Consider the following 25,340-nt stretch of genomic DNA (forward strand, 5'->3'; position numbering starts at 1 on the left):
TTCCAACATCTCTGTCCGGAAGGCTGTCGAGAACCGGCTATTGTCGATCCGGAGTGGGTAACAGGCAGGTTGCTCTTCGATGCAACATTCAAAATACTGACAAAATCTCCGGCAAGAGTTGCCGCGCTTGGGAATTCGATCGGGCTTGGGGAAGCAATCATGATCAAATTGACGCGGCGGACGCTGCTGGTCGGCACGTCCGCGCTGACGATGGCCGGCATGGTGTCGTTCCGGACCATGGCCGCATCGCGCACCTACCATGCACTGCTGGTCGCCTGCACCGAATATCCCAACCTGCCGCAGAGGAACTGGCTGATCGGGCCGAAGAACGATGCCGGCCTCGTCCACGAATATCTCCTGAAGAATGTGCCCGATCCGGTACGGTTCGCGCCGGAGAACATCACGCTGCTCGCCAAGGATATTCCCGGCGCCAGTGGCTTGCCGACCCATGCGGCGATCAAGGCCGCTCTGGCCGACCTTGCCGCCAAGGTGCAGCGCGACGATTTCGTCTATCTGCATCTGTCCGGTCACGGCGCCCAGCAGCCGCAAATGGTCAAGGGCGACGAGACCGACGGGCTCGACGAGATCTTCCTGCCCGTCGACATCGACAAATGGATCAACCGCGACGCCGGCGTGCCGAACGCGCTGATCGACAACGAAATCGGCGCAGCACTCGACGCCATCCGCGACAAGGGCGCCTTCGTCTGGGTCGTGTTCGACTGCTGCCATTCCGGCACAGCGACACGCGCCGTCGAGGTCGACGACGAGCTGGAGCGCAAGGTCGAGTTTGCTGACCTGGTCGGCGGCAGCGAGGCCGAGCGGGCTGCTGCGATCAAGGCCTATGATGAGGTGACATCGACCGCCGGCTCGCGCGGCATCGATGACAACGGCGCGCGCAAGCCGGCCTTCAGCCTGACCCCGACCGGCGGCGAACCGATCGCCAAGGGCAAGCTGGTCGCCTTCTATGCCGCACAGACGGTAGAGACGACGCCGGAAATGCCGCTACCCAAGGGCGCGACGGATGCGCCGCGGTTCGGCCTGTTCACCTTCACTATCCTGTCGAAACTGGCCGAGAATCCCAATGTCACCTACCGCCAGCTCGGCCAGGCCGTGCTGCAGCAATATTCGGCCGACAGCCGCACCCGGCCGACGCCGCTGTTCGAGGGCGAACTGGATGCCCGTGTGTTCGGCACCGACAAGACAGACGCGGTCAAGCAGTGGCCCGTCGTCATCAAGGACGGCGAAGCGACGATCGGAGCCGGCCTGCTGCACCGCCTCACTCCCGGCAGCAAGCTCGCCATCCTGCCTTCGGCGCTATCGCCGCTTTCCGATGCAGTCGGATTTTTGGAAGTGCAGTCGGCCAAGAACCTGGAAAGCCGCGTCAAGCCGGTCGAGTTCGACAAGAAGCCGGCGCTCAAAGTCGCCGACATTCCGGCCAACGCCTATGCGCGGGTGGCGGAGATCACCGTCGACTACAAGCTTATCGTCGCGCGGCCGGCCGCGGCAAAGGGACTTGAAAAGGAAACCGCTCTGGTCAACTCGGTTCTCGACGAACTGGCGACAGCCAAGGAGACCGGTTTCAACATCGAGCTGGTCGAGCCCGGTAAAAGTGCCGAACTCCGCTTTGCGGTGATACGCGAGAATGCCGTTACCGGCGCCGCCGAGGATGCGACCGACAAGCCGGCGCTGTGGTTCCTGCCGGCCTCGGGCGACGTGACTCTGAAGGACGGCAGCAAGCCGCCGCTGATCATCATCCACATGGATGACCGCCAGAAGCTGGTCGACGCAACGACCAGGAACCTGCGCACCATCTTCCGCGCCACCGGGCTTTCGCGGCTGGCGGCAGCCTCCGACTACAAGCCCGAGGACGTCGATGTCCAATTCCAGGTCAAACGCCGCGACAAGGACGGCCTCGAACCCTTGCAGGCTTCCGTGGTGCCGCGCGTTTCACCGGGCGACGAAGTGCATGTGCTGGCCAAGAACAGCTCGGACCTTCTGGTCGACATCAACGTGCTCTATGTCGGCAGCGACTATTCGATCACCCATATCGTTGCCGAGCGCCTCGCCCCTCAGGCCACGCTCGAAGAGGGACTGCTGGCCTTCACCGACACCAGCTTCGGCATGGAACGGATGATCGCGGTTTTGACCGAGGCGCCGCCGGAGAGCGAGAAGGAGGACCTGAGTTTCCTGGCGCAGGACGGCGTCGCCTCGGCGACACGAGGAGTGGGTTCCGCCGCCAGCTTCTCCGACATGCTGACCGATCTCGGCATGGCGCCGGCAACCCGCTCGGTGATGCGGCTTGCCGACAAGAGCGGGCCGAAGGGCGCGGTGATGATCTTCCCAATGGAGACGGTGCCACGGGCCTGAGCGGATGCCGGAGCGAGGGCCAGCTCTTGCGCGATCGGCGCGATATGAGAACATTCCCGGCCGCAGCTTTGGCGCATGACGGCCGGATGAAACGGATAGGATCGATTGTGAAGAACTCTGTGTTTTCCTGGCGTGGAACGGTGGCCGGCCTTGCTGGCGGCCTGTTGCTGATCGCCAGCGCTTCGGCGGACGAGGCCTGCGGGCTATGCGTCAGGCAGATCGTCACCAACTCGGAGCTGGCGACGTGTTTTCTCGATCAGTATGACCAGATCGCCAAAAGCAGCAGCAACGCCGTTATCGTTGATCTCAGCAACTGCGCCTCGCGCGGTGTCGTCGAAGCCTTGCCGTCACCGAACAAGGGAGCGACGGAGCCCGACGTGCAGTTCATGATTTCGCGCCCGCAGCTGGAATGCCTGAAAAAGAAGCTGGAGGCGCCAGGCATCGTGCTGGATCCCTCCGCCATCATTGAACTGGATACCTGCCAATGAAAAAACCGGCAGGCAGCACCAGGCAAACAGCAGCGCCCGCGAAAGCACCGACGGCGAAGCAGGCTTTGCCGGAAACCACCGAAGGCTTTCCGTGGCCGAGCAGCCATGAGATCAAGAAGGAGAGCAACCCCTTCACCGACCGCGACTGGCGCATGCTGGTCTATGCCTGGTCGGGCATGGCAGTGCGTCTCGCCATCATCTTCACCTTGATGTTCTCGGTCTACCAGTTCCTGGCCAACCAGGAGCAGAAGCGCGTCGAGCAGACCATGTCGCTGGTCGAACTCTGGGAAAACAAGGACTACCAGCAGGCGCAGCGTGCCCTGAAGGACCGTCTGACGGCCCTCAACGCCAAATATGACAATCTGCTCAGCGCCAACCCCTCGCCGACCGAGGAGCAGGTGTTCCGGCAACGGATCGGCATCGAGGCGATGACCGCCGGTGGTGGCGACATGCCGCTCGCCGATTTCAACGAGAATTTCGACCGCATCGTCTATTTCCTCAACCGCCTGTCGTTCTGTGTCGATGGCGATCTGTGTTCGCGCAAAGTGACCGACGCCTATTTCCGCGACTATGCCGCCTCGTTCTGGAGCTATTTTGCCGGCTACATCGACAAGCAGCGCAAGGCGGGTTCACCCACTTTCGCCACGGCAATCGAGACTTATGTGCGCAATGCACAGCCTGCGGCCGAAGCCAAATAGCGATGGGAAAAACCGGTCTCCGCCTGATGCGCGCCTGCCGCTGGCTGGCTCTCGGCGGAGCATTGATCGGGACTTCGGTTGCCCGTGCCGAGGACGCACCGGATTTCCACCTCGACCTCGATACTGGCGGCCATAGTGCGCAGGTCACCGATCTCACCTTCACACCCGATGGCGAAGACATCGTCTCGGCATCCAATGACAAGACCATCCGCATCTGGGACTGGCAGAATGGGGTGATGCTGCGCACCATCCGCGGCTATCTCGGCAATGGCAGCGACGGCAAGATCTTCGCGATCGCGGTCTCGCCCGACGGCAAGACGATCGCCGCCGGCGGCTATTTCGGCGCCAGTCTTGGCGACAAGCCGCCCTATGGCGACATCAGGCTGTTCGACTTCGCCACCGGCAAGATGAAGGGAGTGCTCAAGGCCGCCGACTACGCGACCTACGATCTGGCCTTCTCTCCTGATGGGAAAACGCTGGCTGCCGGAGGCGCCGACGGCGTCGTCTATCTCTGGCGGTCTGACGACAAATCCGTGACCGGCTGGACGCTGGACAAGAAGCTCGACGCCGATTCCTGGCACATCGACAAGCTCGCCTTCGCCGCCGGTGGAACCCGTCTGGCAGCGACGACCACTGACAACGGTATCCGGCTGTGGGACGTCGCGAAGGGCGAGGAGATCGCATTGCCCGACGAAGCCGATCCGCTGCGGGACATCAGCGTGATGGCACTGGCGGTTTCGCCCGACGGGGCCTTGTTTGCCACCGGCAGCAAGGACGGGAAGGTCCAGCTCTGGCGCGCGACAGATGGCACGCTGGCACGCGCCATGCCGACGCAGGATTTCTTCATCGGTTCGCTGACTTTCGCCAAGGATGCGCGGCTCATCGCCTCCTGCGGCTATCGCTGCGCCGACAGGCACCGCTCCATCGTCTGGAACACCGACACCGGCGAAAAGACGCTCGACTATACCGGCCATGACGGCACGGTCTATGCCAGCGGCGCCAAGGCTGATGGCTCGCTGGTAGCAACCGCCGGCGGCACCCGCAACGCCATCCAGGTCTGGGATCCCGCGACCGGTGAGCGCAAGGCTCTGCTGCAGGGCGTGGGGGAACCGGTGACGGCCGTCGGCATCGACGCGACCAACGACGCCATCGCCTGGGGCAATGCCAACCCTTGCTCCGATCGCGTAGCCTGCCCCGAACAAATGGGCGCGCTGGACAACAAACTGGCACTGCCGACCTCCGAACGCTTCTTCGAGGAGCCGCAGCCGCTGACGGAGCCAGGCTCGTTTGCGCGCGCCGCCCTTACCGACGGCCAGTGGTCGCTGCACGCCAAGGCAGGCGGCAATGACGCGCTGGAAAACGCAGTTCTGGAAATCGCCAATGGCGGCAAGCTGGTACGCAGCATCGAGAACGACGCCACCAACGGTTTTGTTCATTCGGCCTACATACTGATCGACAAGGGTCTTGGCGTGATCACCGGCGGCAATGACGGCACGCTGCTCGAATACCGGACCGCGACCGCGAAAGTGTCGGGCGAATTCACCGGCCACACCGGCGAGATCAACGCCATGGTTGCCTCTGAGAAGGCCGGCCTGCTGGTCACCGGCGGCGCCGACCAGACGCTGAAACTATGGAACCTGAAGACGCACGAGCTGATCGTGTCGATGTTCTTTGCCGGCTCGCAATGGATCGTCTGGATGCCGCAGGGCTACTATTATTCCTCCGACGAGGGCGACAAGCTGATCGGCTGGCAGGTCAACCAGGGGCGCGACCATGAAGGCCGCTTCATCCGCGCCGGCCAGTTGAAGAAATATCTCTGGAGTCCGGAGATGGTGCGCCGGGCAATTATCCTGCGCAGCGCAAAACAGGCGGTCGAGGAAATGCGGCCCGGCGTCGACAACGAGTTGCAGAAGCTTTTGCAGCGCAAGCCGCCGGAGTTCGGCATCCGTCTGGCGGAAGACCAGAGCAAGGTCCGCGACGGCTACGTCGCCGTCGAGATATCAGGCGCCAAGGAAGCTGGAACCGATGTCGCCGGCTTCTCGATCCTGTCGAACAGCCGCAATGTGGGCGATGTCACGGCCCGCTCGGCGGATGGCAGCAGCACCATTATCGAGATACCGGTCGAGAACGGCGAGAACACCATCCGCGTCACCGGCACCAACGAATATGGCTATCTGACCGAACGCAGCGTGACTGCACTGGCGAGGAAGACCGAGAGAACCGAGGCCAAGGGCAAGCTCTATGTGGCAGTCATCGGCGTCGACAAATATCCGTTCCTGACCGACGCCTGTTCGGGCCGCGCCTGCGACCTGCGCTACCCCGTCGATGATGCCACGGAATTCCTCAAGGTAGTTTCGCAAAAATCGGCGCCGCTGTTCTCGTCGATGGAGACGCTGGTTCTGGTCAACCGCGAGGCGCTCGACGAGAACCCCGACAACGCCAAGCAGGCCTACGCCGTCGCCAGCGCCGAACGCATCATGGAACCCGACTCGGATACGATCGACGATCAGCTCGCCGACTTCCTCGACAGGCCCGGCGAACACGACACCACCATCATCTTCGTCGCCGGCCACGGCATCAACATCGACGAAGACTATTATTTCATCCCAACCGACGGCCGCAAACAGGATGCCGAGCGCTGGAAGCGCTCTTCGCTCGTCGACTGGTCGGACATCCAGAAATCGGTCGAGCGGGCCAAGGGCATGCGCTTCATGCTGCTCGACACCTGCCATGCCGCCAACGCCTTCAATCCGCGCCTGGAAAAGGACGCGCAGGACGCGCGCATCGTGGTGTTTTCCGCCACCGCCGCCAACAACACCGCCGCCGAACTGCCCGAACTCGGCCACGGCGTCTTCACCTATTCGATCCTCGAAGGCCTGCGCGGAAAGGCCAGGACTTCGGACGGCGGCGTCACGCTGTTCGGGCTTGCCGATTATATTTCTCGCGAGGTGGTGCGCCTGACGTCCTCGAAGCAGAAGCCGTTCTACTACGTCGGCGGCGTGGAGAACATCGTGCTCGCGGCGCCATGAGGAGGCGAGGCCTGCGCCAAGGTACCCCCCTCTGTCCTGCCGGACATCTCCCCCTCAAGGGGGGAGATTGGTTGTCATCTTCGACTCCTCCAATTATCGACGTGTCAAACCAAGAGCCGGCGACGAAGAGACTGATCTCCCCCCTTGAGGGGGAGATGTCCGGCAGGACAGAGGGGGGCCGTCTCGCGCGACTGTGGCCGGCAATCGCAGGAATGCTATTGCTCCTCTTTACCCTGCCCCTCCCCAGCTTCGCCGCACCTGTCGTCTGCCCGCCGGGTACCGATAACTTTCCGCCCTTCTACGACGACGTCACGCTGTTCAAGGATGCTATCGCCAGCGTCGCCGATATCCAGCCTTCCAACCAGCGGCTGACCGGCATCACGGTGCCGCACCATCTGCTTGCTGCCGACCTGGTTGCGCTCGGCTTCCGGGCGGCGTCGGGTTTGCGTTACAAACGGATCATCATCCTGTCGCCGGACCATTTTCACAAGACGCACAAGCTCTACGCCACCACGCTGCGCGGCTTCGACACCGTGCTTGGCCCGGTCGCGGCCGACACCAATGCCGTACGTCGTCTCGAGACGAACGGCGACATGGTCGAGGAGTCGTGCCTGTTCGACAAAGAGCATGGCGTGCGTGCCATGCTGCCTTTCCTGCACCACTATTTCCCCGAGGCGAAAATCGTGCCCGTGGCAATGTCGGTGAAGGCGCGTCGCGGCGACTGGGACAGGCTGGCCGAGGCTTTAAAGCCGATTGTCGACAAGGACACGCTGATCGTCGAATCCACCGACTTCTCGCACTATCTGCCGCAGCATGACTCCAGACGCTTCGACCAACAGTCCCTGAACATGCTGGCCGCCGGGTCGCTCGACGGCATAGCTGCACTTCGCCAGCCCGATCATGCCGATTCCGTCGGCGCGCTCTACATCCAGACAAGGCTGCAGCGCGAGCTGTTCGGCGCCCTGCCGCTGGTCGTCGCCAACGAAAACTCGCAGGAACACACGTCGGACTATGTCGAGCGGACCACCAGCTATGTCGTTGCGCTGTTCGGCGCCTTCGGCCCCGGCTTCAACAATCCGGCACGGCCAAAGGACAGGATCTATTATCTCGCCGGCGACGTGAATTTCGGCCGCGCCATGAAGAAGATCCTGGTTCGCGACGGCGTTGCCGACCGCATCGTCGACAGCGTTCTGGCCCTGACCGGATCGCGGCCGCTGATCGTCAACCTCGAAGGCGTTATCCTGCCCAACGTGCCGGAAGCGATCGACGACATGACGCTGGCGATGCCGCAAGACCTGGCTGTCGACATGCTGAAGCGGCTGCATGTCGCCGGCGTCGGGCTCGCCAACAACCACGCCTACGATCTCGGACCGTCAGGCTATGCAGAGACGCTGCGCGCGCTGGATGAAGCCGGCATCCCGCATTTCGGCCAAGGCGAGACGCTGGCGCTTGCCGATCTCGACCTTGTCGGCCTGACCGACATCGACACCAACGGTTCGAAGAACACCGACCTGCTCACCCCTGCCCTGCTCGACCGGCTGCTGCACGAGGATGCCGAGCGGCCGGTGGTCGCCTTCGCCCATTGGGGCCGCGAATACAAGACCGCACCGTCGAAGCGGGAAGACATACTTGCCGACCAGATGCGCCTGCGCGGCGCTTCAGTCATCGTCGGCGGCCACCCACATGTGTCGAGCGAAGCGATTGTCCCGCTGGGCGGCGGCGATGTGGCGGAGGTCTATTCGCTCGGCAATTTCCTTTTTGACCAGCGCGCCGAACGCTCGTCCGGATCGATGCTGGAACTGCGCGTCTTCGCCCAGGGCACGATCTTCACCAGGCTCATCCCGCTGCCCAACTATTTCGAGATGGGCAGGAAATAAACGCTCCCAGGGTGTGTTGAGATTCAGGTCAGGCCGAGTCGAAAACGGTAGGTTCCGAGAACCGGAGCGGAGCGTACTTTTCGTACGCGAGCACAGTTCTACCGCGACGCGATAGAACGGGGAAGCGTAGGAAGCTGCCGTTTGCAGACCGGCATCACCTGAATATCGACACACCCTAACCGCAGCCGACCATGTCGCGCGGCAGATAACAGGCCGCCGGCTCGGTCCTGGTCTCGAACAGCGACTGCTTCGGCCGGAAATAGAAGAAGGTGACCGGCTTGCTCTCGCGCACGCTGCCGTCGGCAAAATGCGCCGCGATGCTGAAGCTGTGGATCGACGACATCGACGACCACATTTTCAGCCGCGCCGTATAGGCGCTGATCTTCTTGTTGCCGCGCACCGGCATGGCGATTGTGTAGTCATGCTTGCCGATCGGGAACTCGATGTTCTGGTAGCGCATCGCTTCCGGTGTACCACCGCCACCGTCGCCACATTCGGCCATCGATTCCGGCGTCTCGAAGACCGCCATGGTGATGGAGGTGCGGAACGGCTCGCTCTGCTGGTAGACATGGCCTTCGTCATCCGCCCACGAATAGTCGAACTTGCCGATCGCGTTCAGCGTCATCGCCTGTTGCATGTTGGCGAGATAGTCGGCGACCTCGCCGAACTTGATCTTGTTGGTCAGCTGGCTGCGGCAGACATTGAGACTGTCTACCGAAGGACAGGGAAAACGTCCCGTCTCCAGGCTGGCCGTATCGACGCCGGCCTCCGTGAGCACGCTCTTGACCGATACGTCGACGCCGTCGCCGAAACTGCCGACGTCCTTTGTGAACATGCGGCTGGGTTCACCGGTCGGGTTATCTTCGTCGTCGACCGCAGTGAACTGGATCGACATCTTCATGTCCTTGGCGTCACCCCAGCCATTGTTGACGATCGAAAAATCCGGCCTGAAGCCGACGCAGCCGAAATGCTCCGATATCGACAGCATCGGCTTGCGATAGGCATCGCTGGCGGCGACCTTCATTTCCAGACTGTCGAGCTTGACCTTGGACTGGTCGGTCGTCTTGAGATCGACTTCCGCAAAGGCCGGCGAGTCTTCCCAGTCCATGCCTTCATAGACATTGCCGGTGGCGACCTGGCCGGTGCCGCTCCAGCTGTCATTGTACTGGTCGGATTGCGGATAGATCGCGATGTCCTCGTCGCGCACCAGATGCTGGTACTGCATGTCGGATTGCTGGGTCATGCGCTGGTCGACCGCGACGCCGATCTCGACCTTGTCGGCATCGCCGCCGCCGGTCTGCACCTTGAGGAGCCCACCGACCCTGGCATCGGCCAGCACGTCGGGGCGCGAGCCGCCAACCTCCTTGCCCATTGCCCATTGCGATGTGTAGACCGTGCCCCCGGCCAGCCGCGTGCGGCCCTTGCCGTTCTTCAACCCGTCGACAAATGAGCCGGCAAAAATCTCCCCGGTCTTTGATAGCAGCCGCCCCTCGCCATTCGGCACGCCGGCGACGAACCGACCCTCATAGCGGTTGCCGTCGGCGTCGACATGGATGCCCTTTCCGCTGAGTTCTCCGGCAAGCCAATGCCCGTCAAAAACCTCGCCCGAACGCAGCTCGAGCCGGCCTTGCCCGTCGGGGCGGCCTTCCCTGATGTCACCGAAATAGCTGGAATAGATAGTTTTGGGATCATAGCTTGCCGAGCCGCGCACCCGCCAGACCAGCCTGCCCTTGCCGTTGATGGTGCCGTCTTCGGCAATCGTCCGGTCAGGCGACTGGCCTGCGGCTGGCTCCCAGACGAAGTCGAGGCCCTTCTCCGGATGGAAATCCCAAACCCGGACCGTCCTTCGCAGCACCGAGCGGGTGTCCGCCTGGTAGAGGATCTGCACGCGTTCCGCCCAGGCACCATCAGTGGGTGCGGCGGCCGTATCGGCGAAGGCCAGCGAAAACGTCAGCGTGGCCAGCATCGATGCGGCCGCGATTCCCGACACTGCCCTTGCCCCTGCCATCCTTGAGCCCCCTTGGATGCCAACCCCTTGGCTGATCAAGCGTAGTCGGCGAGCCGGCCTCGTGCAAGAGAAGCCGCATTCGAAGCATCGCCACGAAAAAAGGCGGCGGGATTGCTCCGCCGCCTTCGTCTTCGCCGCGAAATGCGCAGCGATTATTTATACAGGCTGTTGATCCACTGGACGTTGGCAGCGTTCAGGCGCACGGCGGTGTTCGCGTCGGGGCTTTCAGCCACGTTGACGCCGGTGATGATGCGCTGCTTGGAGTTGTTGTCGTAGGCATAGACCGAGCTGCCGCTCGACCCTGGGAACGTATCGCAGTCATACTGGAAATATTCCGGGGCGATGTTTTCGGCATGCACTTCGCAGTTCGCCTTCCACATCGTGCCCATCGGCTTGTCGCCGGGATAGCCGACGAGATTGGCGGTGAAGTCGCCGAGATCGTCATAATTGGCATAGCCCAACCAGCCGAGATTGGTGCCGACGTCCTGCTTCAAGGTGACGATGCCGAGATCCCACAGGAGAACCGAACCATAATAGCCCTGGTAGTTGTCGATGAAGCCTTGCAGCACATAGGCGCTTTCAAAGGTGAAGGCGCCGAACGGTGCGTCGTCGGCTGTGCTGCCGTTGAGACCCGGCACGAACAGATAGTCGGAGAGCCAGTCCTTGTCCTCATGGCTATAGAGGCAGTGCGCCGCGGTGAGCACCGTGCGCGGGCCGATCAGCGTCGCCGAACAGCTGCCAAAGCTGCCCGTCTTCGCCGACTTGGCTTCGAGATAGCCTATTGCCGAGAACGGATAGGTCTTGGTGTTCTTGACCTGCTCGCGATCGTCGGTGCCGAAAACCTGACGGCCGGCTTCGCCTTCACCGAGATCCGGATCCTCGGTCTTGCGCTCAGCCCCGTCTTTTCCATTGGCCGGAGCATTCAGTTCCTTGATGATAAGGTCCCTCAGCGCTTCGCTCGGCTCGATCTTGATCTCCTTGCCATCGGCGGACCGTCCGACGATGCCGTAGGATTTGACAGCCGTTGCCTCGTCAGCAAGCGGCGCGGCGCGGCTGTCTTCGTCAGTCAGCTTCGGCGGCGCGATTGGTTTTGCCCGCCCGGGCTTGTAGTCGCCTGAAGTCACGTCTCGCATGCTTTCGCCATTGCCGGCACTGGCGGAGCCAGGATCGGCGGCGAAAACCGGGACCGCCCACATTGCGGTGGAAAGCAATGCGGACGCAACAAGTGCGTTTGTCAGTTTTGTCATGGTGAGACTCTCCCAAAAGTCAGCAAGGACTGGATCAAAATACAGAAATATTGTCGAGATCGTGGTGAAGCCGAAAAATGAGTTTGGTTACCGGCGCCTGAACCTGATCATCACCCCATACGGTCTGTCAAAGGCTCCCGCCAAAGACATCCGCGCGGATATATTGCCTAAATTTATACAACATTGGAATGACAAATCGCTTCCACGTAGCCCGCGGGGGGCTATAGGGTTTTGAGTGGGTTCCGCACAGGAACGCGATCCGCGAAGCAACGCCTGCTTGCCGGCGACTGTTTCGTTGATCATGCGCCGGGGCTGGCTCGTTCGGGAACGTGTCTCAGGAGGATTTCAGGTGCACATCATCCATCGGTTCAGGCCGATCGCCGCCGCGTCGTTGCTCGGCATCGCTGCCGCCCTTGCGGCCGCCAACACTGTCCAGGCGGACGAAGGTGCCGCCAGGCCCGAAGCGGCGGTTTCGCCGATGAAGCGGGTGGCCGATGCAAGAGCGAAGGCTGCGGCGGAGAATCCCGACGGCGCCGACCGCGTCTATGGCGGCAACCAGGCCGAGAAGGGCGCCTATCCGTTCCAGGTCGCGCTGCTCACCGCCGACAGGCTGGACGAGAACCCGGCTTCGCAGGCCAATGCTCAGTTCTGCGGCGGCAGCCTGATCGCGCCGCAATGGGTGCTGACGGCGGCACACTGTCTCAACGATGAGGGCCAGCCGATTTCGCCGGAGAGCGTCACCGTGCTGACCGGCGCCACCGAGCTCAGCGAGGGTAAACGCCATAAGGTGGTGGAGGTTATCGTCAACGAAGGCTACAGCGAGCAGACGCTCGATAACGACCTCGGCCTGCTCCGGCTTGCCGAACCGGCCGATGCGCCGACAATCAAGGTCACCCATGACGAGACGCCAGATACCGGCAAGACGACAGTCACCGGATGGGGCAAGATGCAGGATGGCACCTTCCCGACCACGCTGATGGTCGCCGACCTCGACCTGCAGCCGAACCAGGCCTGCAACAGCGGTATCAAGGCCATTTATGCGCATGATCTGAAGGCAGCACTTGGCGATCTGTCCCACCGTATGCGCTATTCGGAAAAAGGCATCGACGCGGCCGCCAATGCGATCGCCGCCGACATGACCGACCCGCTGACCGGCAACATGATCTGCGCCGGCACCACCAGCGGCGTGCGCGATGCCTGCAACGGCGACAGCGGCGGCCCGCTGTTCATGACCGGCACTGGCGGCCCGGTTCAGGTCGGCATCGTCAGCTGGGGCGAAGGCCCGGCGGACGGCAGTGCGGCCTGCGGCCACAAGGACGCCTATGGCATCTACACGCGGTTGGCTAATTACACCGGCTGGATCGAGGCGAAGATGAAAACTTCTGCTCCGGCGCCTGCAAAACCCAAGGCGGGGCTCGGCACGGCGCAGAAGCCGAAGACGCCCTGAACCAGGGGCACTTGCCTTCACACGAGAGAACGGCGGGAGTTCCCGCCGTTCTTGTTTTGCCGGCTTATCGAGCGGGCTTATTTCCGCGGCGGACCTTTGCGCTCGGCCGAGGCCGCCCACAGATTGATGTCGGACTCGCGCGCATAGGTGTCGATCTCGGCAAGCTCCGCATCGCTGAAGTCGAGCACCTTGAGCGCGCCAACGCAGTCCTCGACCTGCTCCGGCCGGCTGGCGCCGATCAGCGCCGATGTCACCTTGCCCCTGCGCAGCACCCAGGCCAGCGCCATCTGCGCCAGCGTCTGCCCGCGCTTGCCGGCGATGGCGTCGAGCGCCTTGATGTTGGCGATGGTCTTGTCGTTGATGAAGGCTGACTTCAGCGACTTGCCCTGGGAGGCGCGGCTGCCGTCGGGGATACCGCCGAGATACTTGTTGGTCAGCATGCCTTGCGCCAGCGGCGAGAACACGATGGAGCCGACGCCGAGCCCTTCGAGTGTATCGAGCAGGCCATCGTCCTCCACCCAGCGGTTCAGCATCGAATAACTCGGCTGGTGGATGACGCATGGCGTGCCAAGCTGCTTCAAGATATCGGCGGCCTCGCGCGTGCGCTGCGAATTGTAGGACGAGATGCCGGCATAGAGCGCCTTGCCGGAGCGCACGGCATGGTCGAGGGCGCCCATCGTTTCTTCCAGCGGCGTGTCGGGATCGAAGCGATGCGAATAGAAGATATCGACATAGTCGAGCCCCATCCGCTTCAGGCTCTGGTCGAGGCTGGCCAGCATGTATTTGCGCCCGCCCCATTCGCCGTAAGGCCCGGCCCACATCTCGTAGCCGGCCTTGGTCGAGATGATCAGCTCGTCGCGGTAGCCGGCGAAGTCGGTGCGCAGTATCTCGCCGAAAGCGGTCTCCGCCGAGCCGGGCGGCGGACCGTAATTGTTGGCGAGGTCGAAATGCGTGATGCCGAGATCGAAGGCCTTGCGCGCGATCGCCTGCTTCGTCTTGTGCGGCGTATCGTTGCCGAAATTGTGCCACAACCCCAGCGAGATCGCCGGCAGTTTCAGACCGGAGCGGCCGCAGCGATTGTAGATCATTTTTTCATAGCGGTTTTCGGCGGGTGTGTAGGGCATGGGGAATCCTCAATGGAAGCAAGCTAGGCCCACTGCCATCGCGACGACGCGGCGAGTAGGCTTCGCCCCTCACCCTTACCCTCTCTCCGTCGGAACGGGGAGAGGGTTGAGGTGTGCTGCTTACTTCTTCTTCGCCAAAAGCTCCTTGGCTTGCTTGACGCCAAGCGCGGCCGGCCGCTCGCAGGTCGTCTGCATGGCGACGAACTTGCCGGATTCGCCGGAGCGCAACAGGCCGGTCATGACGTCGACAGCATGCAGTGCCAGTTCCATCGAGCAGCGGTGCGGCCGGCCTTCCGCGATCGCCACCGCCATGTCGGCGAGGCCTGATGTGCGGTAATTGGCCATCATCCCTTGCGAATGCATCTCATTGGGAACACCGAACGGATGCGGCCATTTCGGCAGCTTCTTGACCGGCTTGGCCGAGTCTGTGAACCGCACGTCGCCACCGAAGAAATTCGGATCAGGCACGAACACGGTACCCGCCTCACCGTAGAGCTCCATCGGCGCGTGGCCGTGGGTCCAGACGTCCCAGCTGGTGTTGAGCGTCACCACGGCACCGTTTTCGAACTCCAGCAGGCCATGGATGGTCGTCGGCGTGTTGACCGGAATCTTTTCGCCAGCGCGCGGCTTTGAACTGATCGTGCGTTCCTTGGCCGGCATCGTCGCGAAGGCAGCGACCTGTTTTACCGGTCCGATCAGCTGGATCAGATTGGTGATGTAATACGGTCCGATGTCGAGCACCGGACCTGCGCCTGGCTGGAAGAAAAAGTCGGGATTGGGGTGCCAGTGCTCCATGCCGTGGCCCATGACGTGGCAGGTGCCGCTCGTGATCTTGCCCAGCTTGCCGGTATCGATCAGGTCGCGGACCAGCTGATGCGCACCGCCCAGGAACGTGTCGGGAGCCGAGCCGATGCGCAGGCCTTTCGCCTCGGCGCGTTTCTTCAGGTCGAGCCCTTCCTTGACCGACAGCACGAAAGGCTTTTCCGAATAGACGTGCTTGCCGGCGTCGAGAATCTGCTTCGACACCTCGTAGTGCACCGCCGGAATGGTCAGGTTGACGATGATGTCGATGTCGTCAGCCTTGAGCAACCCGTCGACGGTCTCGGCGCGCAGCTTGAACTCCTTCGCCCGCGCCTTGGCCGCCTCCATGTTGATGTCGGCGCAGGCCCGCATCTCGATACCGCGAAACAGCGGCGCCAGTGAAAAATACGCCTTCGAGATATTGCCGCAGCCGATGACGCCGATGCCAAGTTTCTTTGCCATGCTGATTGCTCCTAATAGGTCTTGACGGCTGCGATGGAGCGGCGGGCGAAGCGCTCGATGTCGTTGGGGTTGTCCTGTTCCATGACGTAGTATTGGGCAGCACTTTTGGCGCGCAGCACCTTTATCAGGCCGGCCCAGTCGATGATGCCATGGCCGACATCCGACCAGCCATCCTCATCCAGTCCCTCGCCCGGCTTGGCCATGTCCTTGACATGGACTGCGCTGATGCGCTTGCCGTACTTCTCGATCCAGGGCAGCGGATTATCGCCGCCGCGCACCACCCAAGCGACGTCCATCTCCCAGCTGATGTCGGGCGCCGCGGTGAGGATGAGATCCTGCGGCACCGATCCGTCGGCGAGTTTCTTGAACTCGAAATCATGGTTGTGCCAGGCAAAGCCGTAGCCGGCCCTTTTCGCGGTGTCGCCGACCTTGGCCAGCCGCTCGCCAAAACCGCGCCAGCCGGCTGCGTCGGATGGCCGCTGATCGGGCATCAGAAAAGGGCAGATCAGCAGTTTGATGCCAAGCGCGTCGGCAATCTTGCGCACGCCGTCAAAATCGTTTTCGAGCGCATCGATCGAGAAATGCCCGGTCGGCATGGCGAGGCCGTTCTTGTCGAGTTCAGCGCGAAAGGCCTTGGGGTCATCATAGACGCCGCCAAAGCCTTCGACTTGCGTGTAGCCGAGCTTGCCGAGTGTGGCGAGCACGCCTTCCCAGGGCTGGAAATTGCGGGCGCTATAAAGTTGGAATGACCAGTTCATCGTCTCTGTCCGTTTTGCTTGGGATTGTCGCTGGAAGAATGGTTCTCGGGAGCTAGATGCGGGTGCCGGTTGCGGTGTCGAAAAGCGAAGCGCGCATCGGATCGAAGCCGACCGTCACCGCTTCATCGTTGTTGGGCGTGCGTTCCGAGGTCACTCGGACGCTGAAATTCTGCTGGGCAAGCTTCAGCCAGACCAGCGTGTCGGAGCCCATCGGTTCGACCACCTCGACATTGGCGGCGGTCGAGAACGGCCAACCCGTGCCGCTGTTAAGGCTGACATGCTCGGGCCTGATACCGAATACCGCTGGGCCGGCCGTTGGAGGACCGGCAAAGTCATAAGTGCCGAGTGGAATCTTGAGGGAGTCGGCTACGAACCGCCAACCGCCGTCGGCGTCTTCAAGGCGGCCGTCGATGAAGTTCATCGCCGGTGAGCCGAGGAAGCCGGCGACGAATCGGTTGACCGGCCGGTTATAGATGGTCTGCGGCGCATCGAGCTGCTGGATGACGCCGCCCTTCATCACCGCGATTCGATCGGCCAGCGTCATCGCCTCGATCTGGTCGTGGGTGACGTAGATCATGGTGTTCTGCAGCTTGCGATGCAGCAGCTTGATCTCGACGCGCAGCTCGGCGCGCAGTTTGGCATCGAGATTGGACAGCGGCTCGTCGAACAGGAACACGTCGACATCGCGCACCAGCGCCCGTCCGATCGCCACGCGCTGGCGCTGGCCGCCGGAGAGCGCCGCCGGTTTGCGTTGCAGCAGCGGCTCGATCTGCAGGATCTCTGCCGCCCGCGCGATGCGCTTGGCGATCTCGTCTTTTGGCGTGCCGGCGACACGCAGGCCGAAGGACAGGTTCTTCTCCACCGTCATTTGCGGATACAGCGCATAGGACTGGAACACCATGCCGATGCCTCGGTCCTTGGGCTCTTCCCAGGTGACGTTCTTGCCCTTGATGAAGATGCGGCCTTCGGAGATATCGAGCAGGCCGGCAATGCAGTTGAGCAAGGTTGACTTGCCGCAGCCGGACGGGCCGAGCAGCACGATGAACTCGCCCTCGGCGACGTCGAGATTGAGGGTCTCCAAGACAGTCACCACACCGAAATTCAGCGACAGGTCCTGGATCGAAACGCTGATGCCGTTGGCTGCCGTCATCGCCGTCACCCCTTCACCGCGCCGGCGGCGATGCCGCGCACAAAAAGCTTGCCGGAAATGAAGTAGACGATCAGCGGCACAAGCCCGGTGAGGATAGTGGCGGCCATGTTGACATTGTACTCCTTCACGCCTTGTACCGAGTTGACGATATTGTTGAGCTGCACCGTCATCGGATAGGTGTCAGGGCGGGTGTAGACGACACCGAACAGGAAGTCGTTCCAGATCCCGGTCACCTGCAGGATGATGGCGACGACGAAGATCGGCAGCGACATCGGCAGCATGATCCGCAGGAAGATGCCCCAGAAGCCCGCGCCGTCGACACGCGCCGCCCTGAACAGCTCTTCCGGCATCGAGGCAAAATAATTGCGGAAAAGCAGCGTCAGGATCGGCATGCCGAAAATGGAATGGACGATCACCAGCCCGCTGAGACTGCCGTAAAGGCCGATCTCGCGCAGGATGATGACGATCGGATAAATCATCACCTGGTAGGGGATGAAGGCGCCGACGATCAGGATGACGAAAAATGTGTCGGCGCCCTTGAAGCGCCAGTTGGCCAGCGCGTAACCGTTCACCGAGGCGATGGCGATCGACAGCAGCACCGACGGCACGGTGATGCGCACCGAATTCCAGAAGCCGCGCGAAAGCCCGTCGCAATTGAGGCCGGTGCAGGCCGTCGACCACGCCTTGACCCATGGCTCGAAGGTGATCTCGAGCGGCGGCGAAAAGATGTTGCCGAGCCGGATCTCCGGCATCCCCTTGAGCGAAGTGACGACCATCACGTAGAGCGGCAACAGATAGTAGGCCGCCATGACAAACAATGTGCCGTAGAGGAAGATGTTGCGGCGCGAAATCATGCGGCGCGGCTTCGGGCCGTAGGGGCCGATGATGTCCTGGTGCGCGCCGGTGGCAACGTTTGTTTGATCGGTGGTGTTTGCCATGCTCATTTGCGCCGCCCGAATTCGAGATAGGCCCATGGCACGATGACGATCACCACCGAGAGCAGCATCATGGTCGAGGCGGCAAACCCCTGGCCGAGGTTCTGTGCGAAGAACATGTAGTCATACACGTACTTGGCCGGCACCTCGGAGGCGATGCCCGGGCCGCCGCTGGTCTGGGCCACGACGAGGTCATAGACCTTGACGATGCCGGAAGCGATGATGACGAGCGTGGTGATGAAGACCGGCCGCATCATTGGGATGACGATGAACAGATAGGTCTTCCACATCGGTATCCCATCCACCCGCGCGGCCTTCCAGATGTCCTCATCGATGCCACGCAGGCCGGCCAGCATCAGGCACATGATGAGCCCGGTGCCTTGCCACAGTGCCGCGATCGATATGCCGTAGATGACGATACTGGAATTGTAGAGCGGGTCGAAGCTGAAGCTCTCCCAACCCAACCCCCGCACCACATGCTGGATGCCGAAGTCCGGGTTGAGCAGCCACTGCCAGACAAGGCCGGTGACGATGAACGAGAGCGCAAAGGGATAGAGGAAGATGGTCCGGAACGTGTCCTCGAAGCGTATCTTCTGGTCGAGCAGCGCGGCAAGGAGGAAGCCGACGACCAGTGAGAACACCAACGAAATCGCGCCGTAGATCAACAGATTCTCGATCGAGATCAGCCAGCGCGGCGTCGCCCACAACCGGTAATACTGGTCGAGCCCGACGAAATTCAGCCGCGGCAAGAGCTTCGAATTGGTGAAGGAATAGAGCACCGTCCAAAGCGTGCCACCGACGAAAACCACCCCTGCGGTGAGGATCATCGGGATCGAGGCGACCTTCGCATTGAGGTTGCGGAACAGCGGGTTGGGGCGTTCGCTCTTGCTCATCTCGTCAAGCCGGCTGGGTAAGGGCGGTGCGCTCCCGACCCTGCCAGGGTCGGGAGCGAGGTGAGTAGCCTCCAACGTCAGTCTGCCGAAGCGATGAGGGCAGCGAAGCGCTTCTGCGCCTCTTCCACGGTCAAGTCCGGCTTGGCGAAGAATTCGGCGAAGAGATCTTCCTTCTGCTTCTGGGTGTCCTGTGAAAGCAGCTGGTCCGTCCATGGTATGACGGCGCCCTTGGCGAGGATGGCGAGGCCTTTCTTCATGCAGTCGTTCGCTGCATTGAGATCGACGTCGCCGCGCACCGGCAGCGAGCCCTTCTTGAGATTGAAGGCAACCTGCGTCTTGGGATCGAGCAGCGTTTCGGCCAGCACCTCCTGCGCCTTGGACTTGTCGGCATCCTTCAGCAGCGGGAAGTAGAAGGCGTCGCCGCCTGTGGCGATGACTTCGTTCAGCCCCAGGCCTGGCAGGCACGTATAGTCCTTGCCTGCGGTCTTGCCGGCAACCTGGAACTCACCTTGTGCCCAGTCGCCCATGATCTGGCCGCCGGCCTTGCCGGTGATGACGAGGTTGGTCGCCTGGTTCCAGTCCTGCACATTGGTGTTCTTCGCCATCTTGCGGGCATCGTCCGCGGCCTTGAAGACCTTGGCGACTTCGGGCCCGGCGGCAAATGTCGCGTCCTTGTCCTTGTAGACCTTGAGGAAGGTGTCCGTGCCGCCGACCGCTGCCAGAAGCACGTCGAAGGCGCCGGAGGATTGCCAGGCCTGTCCGCCGACGGCGAGCGGGATAATGCCGGCCTTTTCCAGCGCCGGCGCTGCCGCAACGAATTCATTCCAGTCCTTTGGCATCGGCACACCGGCCTTCTCGAAGGCCTCGTTCGACAGCCACAGCCACTGCCAGGAGTGGATGTTGACCGGCACGCAATAAATCTTGCCGTCGATGGTGCAGCTATCGAGCAGGCTCTTAGGCCGCACGACTTCCGTCCACTTGCCCTTGGTCGCGACATCGGTGAGGTCGCGCATCAGGCCGGCCTGCACCAGCTCTTCCGCCTGCCGGCCGTGATTGAACTGGGTGGCCCCCATCGGATCACCGCCGGTGATACGGCTGATCATGATAGGCCGCGCCGTGCCGCCGGAGCCGGCGATGGCGCCGTCGACCCAGTGGTTGCCGGTAGCGTCGAAAGCCTTGGCGAACTCGGCGACCGCCGCGGCCTCGCCCCCTGAAGTCCACCAATGGGTGACCTCCAGGTCGGTTGCGGCGGCCGGACCGGCGAACTGCAGTGCGGCTGTCGCTGCCAGCGCAGCGGTCAAAAGTTTATAGCGCATTTCGGTTCCTCCCAGAATCTGAAACGTTACAGATTTTCGATACGGGAATTGCGCGAACTGCGCAACCCCATAGGTAACGAGGGCCCAATATTTTTTCGAGCCGCGAACAAATTCGCAGGGGCGGCCGCTCCATGTGCAGCGCAATATCGGTCGCTGCACTGCAAAACATCGAAATGGCGCACGAAAGCCGGCAAAAAGTGACGGCGAGGGCAGATTTCCTCTGGAATCCCAATGGGTTTCGCAAAGCAGTCGCTCACCTTGTCACAAGCGGTCGGCATCTCAATATTGGCAATCTGTAACGTTTCAGTATATTGAGACTTCACCGGGGCTGGAGCGCCTATCGTATCGCAATGGCGGCGATTGCCGACCCGGCCTGCGACTGCTATGCGCCTGACGGGCGGGACGAATGGACAGACGGCGTACGGACAAGAACGACGAAGCGTCGGCGCAAGGGCGACCGACGCTGAAGACGCTTGCCTTCATGACCGGGCTCGGCGTCACCACTGTGTCGCGCGCCTTGAAGGATGCCCCGGAAATCGGCGCCGAAACCAGGCGCCGTGTCCAGCTCGTCGCCAAGCAGATCGGCTACCGGCCGAACCGAGCCGGCATACGCCTGCGCACCGGCAGGACCAATGTCATCAGCCTCGTGCTGAACACCGATCGCGAGATCATGAGCTTCGTCTCGGACATCATCTACGGCGTTTCGGAAGTGCTCGCCGAAACGCCCTATCACCTGATCGTCACGCCCTATTCCCGCTCGCAGGATCCGATGGAGCCGATCCGCTATCTGGTCGAGACCGGCTCGGCCGACGGCGTCATCATCTCGCGCACCCAGCCCAACGATCCGCGCGCCCGCTACATGCTTGAGCACGGCATGCCTTTTGCCACGCATGGCCGTACCGATATGGGTCTCGTGCACCCCTACCATGACTTCGACAACCATGCGTTCGCGAGTGCAGCCGTGCGCCGGTTGGCGAGCATGGGCCGGCGCAGGCTGGCGCTTCTGTCGCCGCCGCCCGGGCTGACCTACTACAGCCATACGCTGGACGGCTTTGCCGATGCGCTGAGCGAGGTCGGCGCCAGCGAAATTCCGTTCAACACCGTTTCGATCGACCATACGATCGAGCAGATCAGGATGAGGACCGCACAGGTGATGCGCCGGGATGTCAGGCCGGACGGCTTCGTCAGCAGCGCCGCCGCGGCGACGCTGGCCATCGTCGCCGGCATCGAGGATGCCGGTCTCAAGCTCGGCCGCGATGTCGATGTCGTATCGAAGCAGTCGTCGGACCTGCTGCACCTGTTCCGCAGGGAATTGCTGGTCGTCAACGAGAATTTCCGGCTGGCCGGCTCCGAGCTTGCCCGCTCGGTGCTTGGCTTGATTGGCGGCGCCGCACCAGGCTCTTTGCAGAGCCTTGTCGTCGCCGGCGACGTCCAGTCTTTCAGCCCGCCGGTGCCCGTCTAGAGCATGGCTTGTGGGCTGGCTTTGCTAGCCAGCCGCGCCGCTTCCCCAAGGCCCATGGAATGCACCGGGTCCGTCGATGCGCTCGAAACCGTGCGCGCCGAAGAAGTCGCGCTGCGCCTGGATCAGGTTCGACGTGCCACGGCCCTGGCGGTAGCTGTCGAAGTAGGCAAGTGCGGAAGACAATGCGGGCACCGGCGAGCCGGTCTCCGATGCCCTCGCCACGACACGCCGCAGCGACGGATGCGCCTCCTGCATCAACGAGATAAAGGCCGGCGCCATCAGAAGGTTGGTCGAGGCGCCGCCCTTGCTGAAGGCTTCCGCCATCGTATCGAGCATCTGCGAGCGGATGATGCAACCAGCGCGCCAGATCTTGGCGATGGTCGGCATCGGCAGGTTCCAGTTGAACTCCTTGGAGGCGCCGCTCATCACCGCGAAACCTTGGGCGTAGGCTGATATCTTGCCGGCGAACAGTGCCAGTTCGAGATCCTTGAGCAGAGCGTCCTTGTCACCGGAAATCTTGGTCACACCGATATTGCCATAGGCCTTTTCCGCCGCCAGTCGCTCGTCCTTGATCGACGACAGAACCCGCGCCGCCACCGCCGCCTCGATCGCCGTCGCCGGAATGCCGAGCTGCTGGGCTTCGATGACCGACCATTTGCCGGTGCCCTTCTGGCCGGCGCGGTCGAGGATGATGTCGACCACCGGCTTGCCGGTCTTGGGATCATCAGCAGCCAGCACCTTGGCGGTGATCTCTATCAGGTAGGAATTGAGCCGGCCCTTGTTCCAGTTGGAAAACACCGTACCGATGTCCTTCGGTCCCATGCCCAAGCCGTCACGCAGGATGCCGTAGATCTCGGCGATCATCTGCATGTCGGCATATTCGATGCCGTTGTGGATGGTCTTGACGAAATGGCCGGCACCGTCGGTGCCGAGCCATGCCGCGCAGGGTTCGTCCTTGAACTTGGCGGAGATCGCGGTCAGCACCTTCTCGACGCGCTTCCAGGAATCCTCCGTGCCGCCGACCATGATCGACGGTCCGTGGCGCGCGCCCTCCTCGCCGCCGGACACGCCCATGCCGATGAAGGTGAGACCCGAGCCGGAAAGCTCGGAGAAGCGCCGCATCGTGTCGCGGAAATTGGCATTGCCGGCGTCGATGACGATGTCGTTGGCCGACAGCACGCCGCGCAAGGCGGCGATCTGTTCGTCGACCGGCTTGCCGGCCAGCACCATGATGACGATCGGGCGCGGCGGCCGGATCGCGGCGGCAAGCTCTTCCAGACTGTAGCAAGGCACGACCATATCCCTGAGCGCGCCGGCATTCTCGACGAAAGCGTCGGTGCGCGCTTTGGTGCGGTTGAAGACGGCGATGCGATGCCCGTGCTCGGCGATATTGAGCGCCAGGTTGGAGCCCATCGTGCCAAGGCCGATCAGGCCGATTTCGGCTTTTTCCATCGTTTCTTCCCTGCTTCGGATCTTGTTGGTTGGAGCCCGCGATTTTGCGGGGATGATTGACGGGCCTTTCGCGCCGCGTCAACCGCCTCGCCGAATTGTGTTGCAGCGGACCATGATAAGTTTGGCTTGAGGCGCCTGGCGGTCACGGCCTGATGTCGACGGGCGCCTCGATCTTCACCATCTCGAAGTCCGAGACCAGGATGTCGATGCGCACCGTCCACCGACCGGGAACCGGGATGATGAGGTCGTCGACACGCCAGCTGCCGTCACCGGGCTTGGTCGCCGCGCGCTTCAGCGGCTCGATGCCGGAATCGGGCTTCGACAGCACCAGCGTCACCTCCTTGGCGTCGAGCGGCCCGAAATCGCCGCTCATGATGATCATCGAGGCAACCACCGGTCCGGCATGGCCGGGCGTGATGCTGAGGTCGGCCATTGCTTGCAGCACATGGATATGGACCGAGACAGGTTGGGCGGCCGCGATCGCCAGGGCTCGTGGCGGCGGCGTAAAGCGCCAGCCAGCGGCCACGCCGAAGATGGTCAGCACGATCAGCAGTTCGACGCCGATCGAACGGGAGAGCCTGCGTTGCACTTCCGTCGCTCCGGCCTCGGCCGACGCTGTGAGTTTCCATCGGTTGACGGCGGCGAGCGTGAACAGGAGGGCCAGGAGCCCGAGCTTGATCAGCAGCAGCCGGCCATAGGCGGTGTCTACCAGTGCCAAGGGCGTTTGCACCTGGATGACGGCGAGAACGACGCCGGCAGCGGCAAGTGCGGCCACCACCGGCAGGATCAGGCATGAAAACCGCCGCAGGAATGGCGCGGCCTCCGCCGATTGCCCCTTCAGCGCCAGGCCGAGCGGCACCAGCGCACCGGCCCAGAAGGCGATGCCAACGCCGTGCAGGAACACCATTGGCCGCGTCAGCCATTGCGGCTCGGCGGCACTGGCATGGCCGCTGGCGGCAAGCGCGACACCCACCCCGGCCAGGCCGGCCAGCGCAAATGGCTTGGCGGCGGCGCGCGGTCCGGCTAGCGACAGCAGGCCGAGCCCCAGCGCGATCAGCGCGACCAGCACAGTCCAGCCGAAGCTGGTGCCTAGCCCGGTCCGCCAGATGATCGGCTGCGCCAGATGGGAGAGCGGTGCTCCGAGCGCATCGAGCCCCTGTAGGCCAAGCGACAGCGGTGCCGCGATCAACCCGCCCAGGATTGCAGCCGCAACGAAGCGCTGTCCGGCGCGGGCATCTCGGGCCAGCCAGGCAAGGGCAAAGGCGCCACCGACGCCGAGGAAAAGACCGATGTAGAGAAAGACCTTGCCGGTCCAGATCGCCGATCGCAACGACCAGTCGACAGCTTCGGACACCGCCGGCGGCGCGCTTGGCGCGCCGATGGAAAACAGCAGGGAACCGCCGACCGGATGGCCATCGGCGGAAATGACACGCCAGCTCAAGACATGCGTACCGGGCGCGAGCGTCCGTGGATTGTCGATCTCGACGGTCTGGTCGCTGAGACGGAAGGAGGACAGCGGAACCGGCGTGCCGTCGGGTTTCACCAGGGTCAGCACCAGCGGCGAGACCGGCTCGCTGAAGGTCAGCGAGAACTGTGCCGGCCCCTGTTCCAGCACCGCGCCATCGGCCGGGTCTGTCTTGATCAGCGCGGCATGGGCGAAAGCCTGATTTGCCATGATGGCGAGAAACACGATCAGGGCCAGCAGGCCGACGACAAGCCGGCCGGCGCGGTGGCCGGCCATGGAAGCCGTTTGCAGGTCGCACGTGGGCTTCATGCCCCCGCCAAAAATTTAACCGGCGCCCTCTTGCGTGCGCGCCGCCCGAAAA

18 protein-coding genes are annotated in these 25,340 nt (G+C 62.7%); 7 read left to right on the forward strand and 11 right to left on the reverse strand.

What is annotated here, in order from left to right; genetic code table 11:
• Nucleotides 1-159: 159 nt before the first annotated feature.
• The 5 genes from NKI38_RS13830 to amrB all read left to right on the forward strand — a co-directional run bounded on the left by NKI38_RS13830 (nt 160) and on the right by amrB (nt 8,459).
• Complete coding sequence (locus tag NKI38_RS13830; protein ID WP_352658411.1) at nt 160-2,367, forward strand: caspase family protein; 2,208 nt, start codon at nt 160-162, stop codon at nt 2,365-2,367.
• Nucleotides 2,368-2,531: 164 nt separating this feature from the next.
• Nucleotides 2,532-2,855, forward strand: coding sequence for a hypothetical protein (locus NKI38_RS13835; protein ID WP_352658413.1), 324 nt, complete (start codon nt 2,532-2,534; stop codon nt 2,853-2,855).
• Nucleotides 2,852-3,553: a DUF4760 domain-containing protein gene (locus NKI38_RS13840; RefSeq protein WP_352658415.1), complete on the forward strand. Its 702-nt coding sequence runs from the start codon at nt 2,852-2,854 to the stop codon at nt 3,551-3,553. The genes NKI38_RS13835 and NKI38_RS13840 overlap by 4 nt, the downstream gene beginning before the upstream one ends.
• A gap of 2 nt (nt 3,554-3,555) precedes the next feature.
• Nucleotides 3,556-6,582: a hypothetical protein gene (locus tag NKI38_RS13845; RefSeq protein ID WP_352658417.1), complete on the forward strand. Its 3,027-nt coding sequence runs from the start codon at nt 3,556-3,558 to the stop codon at nt 6,580-6,582.
• A 218-nt stretch (nt 6,583-6,800) separates the two neighbouring features.
• Nucleotides 6,801-8,459 (forward strand): AmmeMemoRadiSam system protein B, encoded by a 1,659-nt coding sequence (amrB, locus tag NKI38_RS13850; RefSeq protein WP_502899305.1) that lies wholly within the window; start codon nt 6,801-6,803, stop codon nt 8,457-8,459.
• Between the two features lie 175 nt (nt 8,460-8,634).
• Here the strand turns inward: amrB and NKI38_RS13855 are convergent, their stop codons facing one another.
• Complete coding sequence (locus NKI38_RS13855; RefSeq protein WP_352658421.1) at nt 8,635-10,449, reverse strand: MORN repeat-containing protein; 1,815 nt, start codon at nt 10,447-10,449, stop codon at nt 8,635-8,637.
• A 170-nt stretch (nt 10,450-10,619) separates the two neighbouring features.
• Entirely contained in the window at nt 10,620-11,714 is a 1,095-nt protein-coding gene (locus NKI38_RS13860; RefSeq protein WP_352658423.1) for a trypsin-like serine peptidase, read from the reverse strand.
• A gap of 349 nt (nt 11,715-12,063) precedes the next feature.
• On the opposite strand from NKI38_RS13860, the gene NKI38_RS13865 reads away from it, so the two are divergent.
• The gene (locus NKI38_RS13865) at nt 12,064-13,161 is read left to right on the forward strand and encodes a S1 family serine peptidase (RefSeq protein ID WP_352658425.1); all 1,098 of its coding nucleotides are present in this window, start codon (nt 12,064-12,066) and stop codon (nt 13,159-13,161) included.
• Between the two features lie 77 nt (nt 13,162-13,238).
• On the opposite strand, the gene mgrA is transcribed toward NKI38_RS13865, so the two are convergent.
• From mgrA to NKI38_RS13900, 7 genes are all read right to left on the reverse strand, one after another.
• Nucleotides 13,239-14,285, reverse strand: a complete 1,047-nt coding sequence (gene mgrA / locus NKI38_RS13870) for an L-glyceraldehyde 3-phosphate reductase (RefSeq protein WP_352658427.1) — start codon at nt 14,283-14,285, stop codon at nt 13,239-13,241.
• A 120-nt stretch (nt 14,286-14,405) separates the two neighbouring features.
• Entirely contained in the window at nt 14,406-15,548 is a 1,143-nt protein-coding gene (locus NKI38_RS13875) for a Gfo/Idh/MocA family protein (protein WP_352658429.1), read from the reverse strand.
• A gap of 11 nt (nt 15,549-15,559) precedes the next feature.
• Nucleotides 15,560-16,306 carry a sugar phosphate isomerase/epimerase family protein gene (locus NKI38_RS13880; protein WP_352658431.1) on the reverse strand — a complete coding sequence of 249 codons (747 nt, stop codon included), beginning with the start codon at nt 16,304-16,306 and terminating at the stop codon, nt 15,560-15,562.
• 52 nt (nt 16,307-16,358) lie between these two features.
• Nucleotides 16,359-17,456: an ABC transporter ATP-binding protein gene (locus NKI38_RS13885; RefSeq protein ID WP_352658433.1), complete on the reverse strand. Its 1,098-nt coding sequence runs from the start codon at nt 17,454-17,456 to the stop codon at nt 16,359-16,361.
• A 5-nt stretch (nt 17,457-17,461) separates the two neighbouring features.
• The gene (locus NKI38_RS13890; protein ID WP_352658512.1) at nt 17,462-18,394 is read right to left on the reverse strand and encodes a carbohydrate ABC transporter permease; all 933 of its coding nucleotides are present in this window, start codon (nt 18,392-18,394) and stop codon (nt 17,462-17,464) included.
• Between the two features lie 2 nt (nt 18,395-18,396).
• Nucleotides 18,397-19,284, reverse strand: coding sequence for a carbohydrate ABC transporter permease (locus NKI38_RS13895; protein ID WP_352635801.1), 888 nt, complete (start codon nt 19,282-19,284; stop codon nt 18,397-18,399).
• A gap of 77 nt (nt 19,285-19,361) precedes the next feature.
• Nucleotides 19,362-20,600, reverse strand: a complete 1,239-nt coding sequence (locus NKI38_RS13900; protein WP_352658435.1) for an ABC transporter substrate-binding protein — start codon at nt 20,598-20,600, stop codon at nt 19,362-19,364.
• 406 nt (nt 20,601-21,006) lie between these two features.
• Between NKI38_RS13900 and NKI38_RS13905 the strand changes: the two genes are divergently transcribed.
• Entirely contained in the window at nt 21,007-22,062 is a 1,056-nt protein-coding gene (locus NKI38_RS13905; RefSeq protein ID WP_352658437.1) for a LacI family transcriptional regulator, read from the forward strand.
• 24 nt (nt 22,063-22,086) lie between these two features.
• On the opposite strand, the gene gnd is transcribed toward NKI38_RS13905, so the two are convergent.
• Nucleotides 22,087-23,514: an NADP-dependent phosphogluconate dehydrogenase gene (gene gnd / locus NKI38_RS13910; protein ID WP_352658439.1), complete on the reverse strand. Its 1,428-nt coding sequence runs from the start codon at nt 23,512-23,514 to the stop codon at nt 22,087-22,089.
• 142 nt (nt 23,515-23,656) lie between these two features.
• A complete protein-coding gene (locus tag NKI38_RS13915) occupies nt 23,657-25,288 on the reverse strand; it encodes a copper resistance CopC/CopD family protein (protein ID WP_352658441.1) in 1,632 nt (543 codons plus the stop codon).
• Nucleotides 25,289-25,340: the final 52 nt, after the last annotated feature.

This window comes from Mesorhizobium sp. M0621 (assembly GCF_040320745.1).
Lineage (GTDB): Bacteria > Pseudomonadota > Alphaproteobacteria > Rhizobiales > Rhizobiaceae > Mesorhizobium.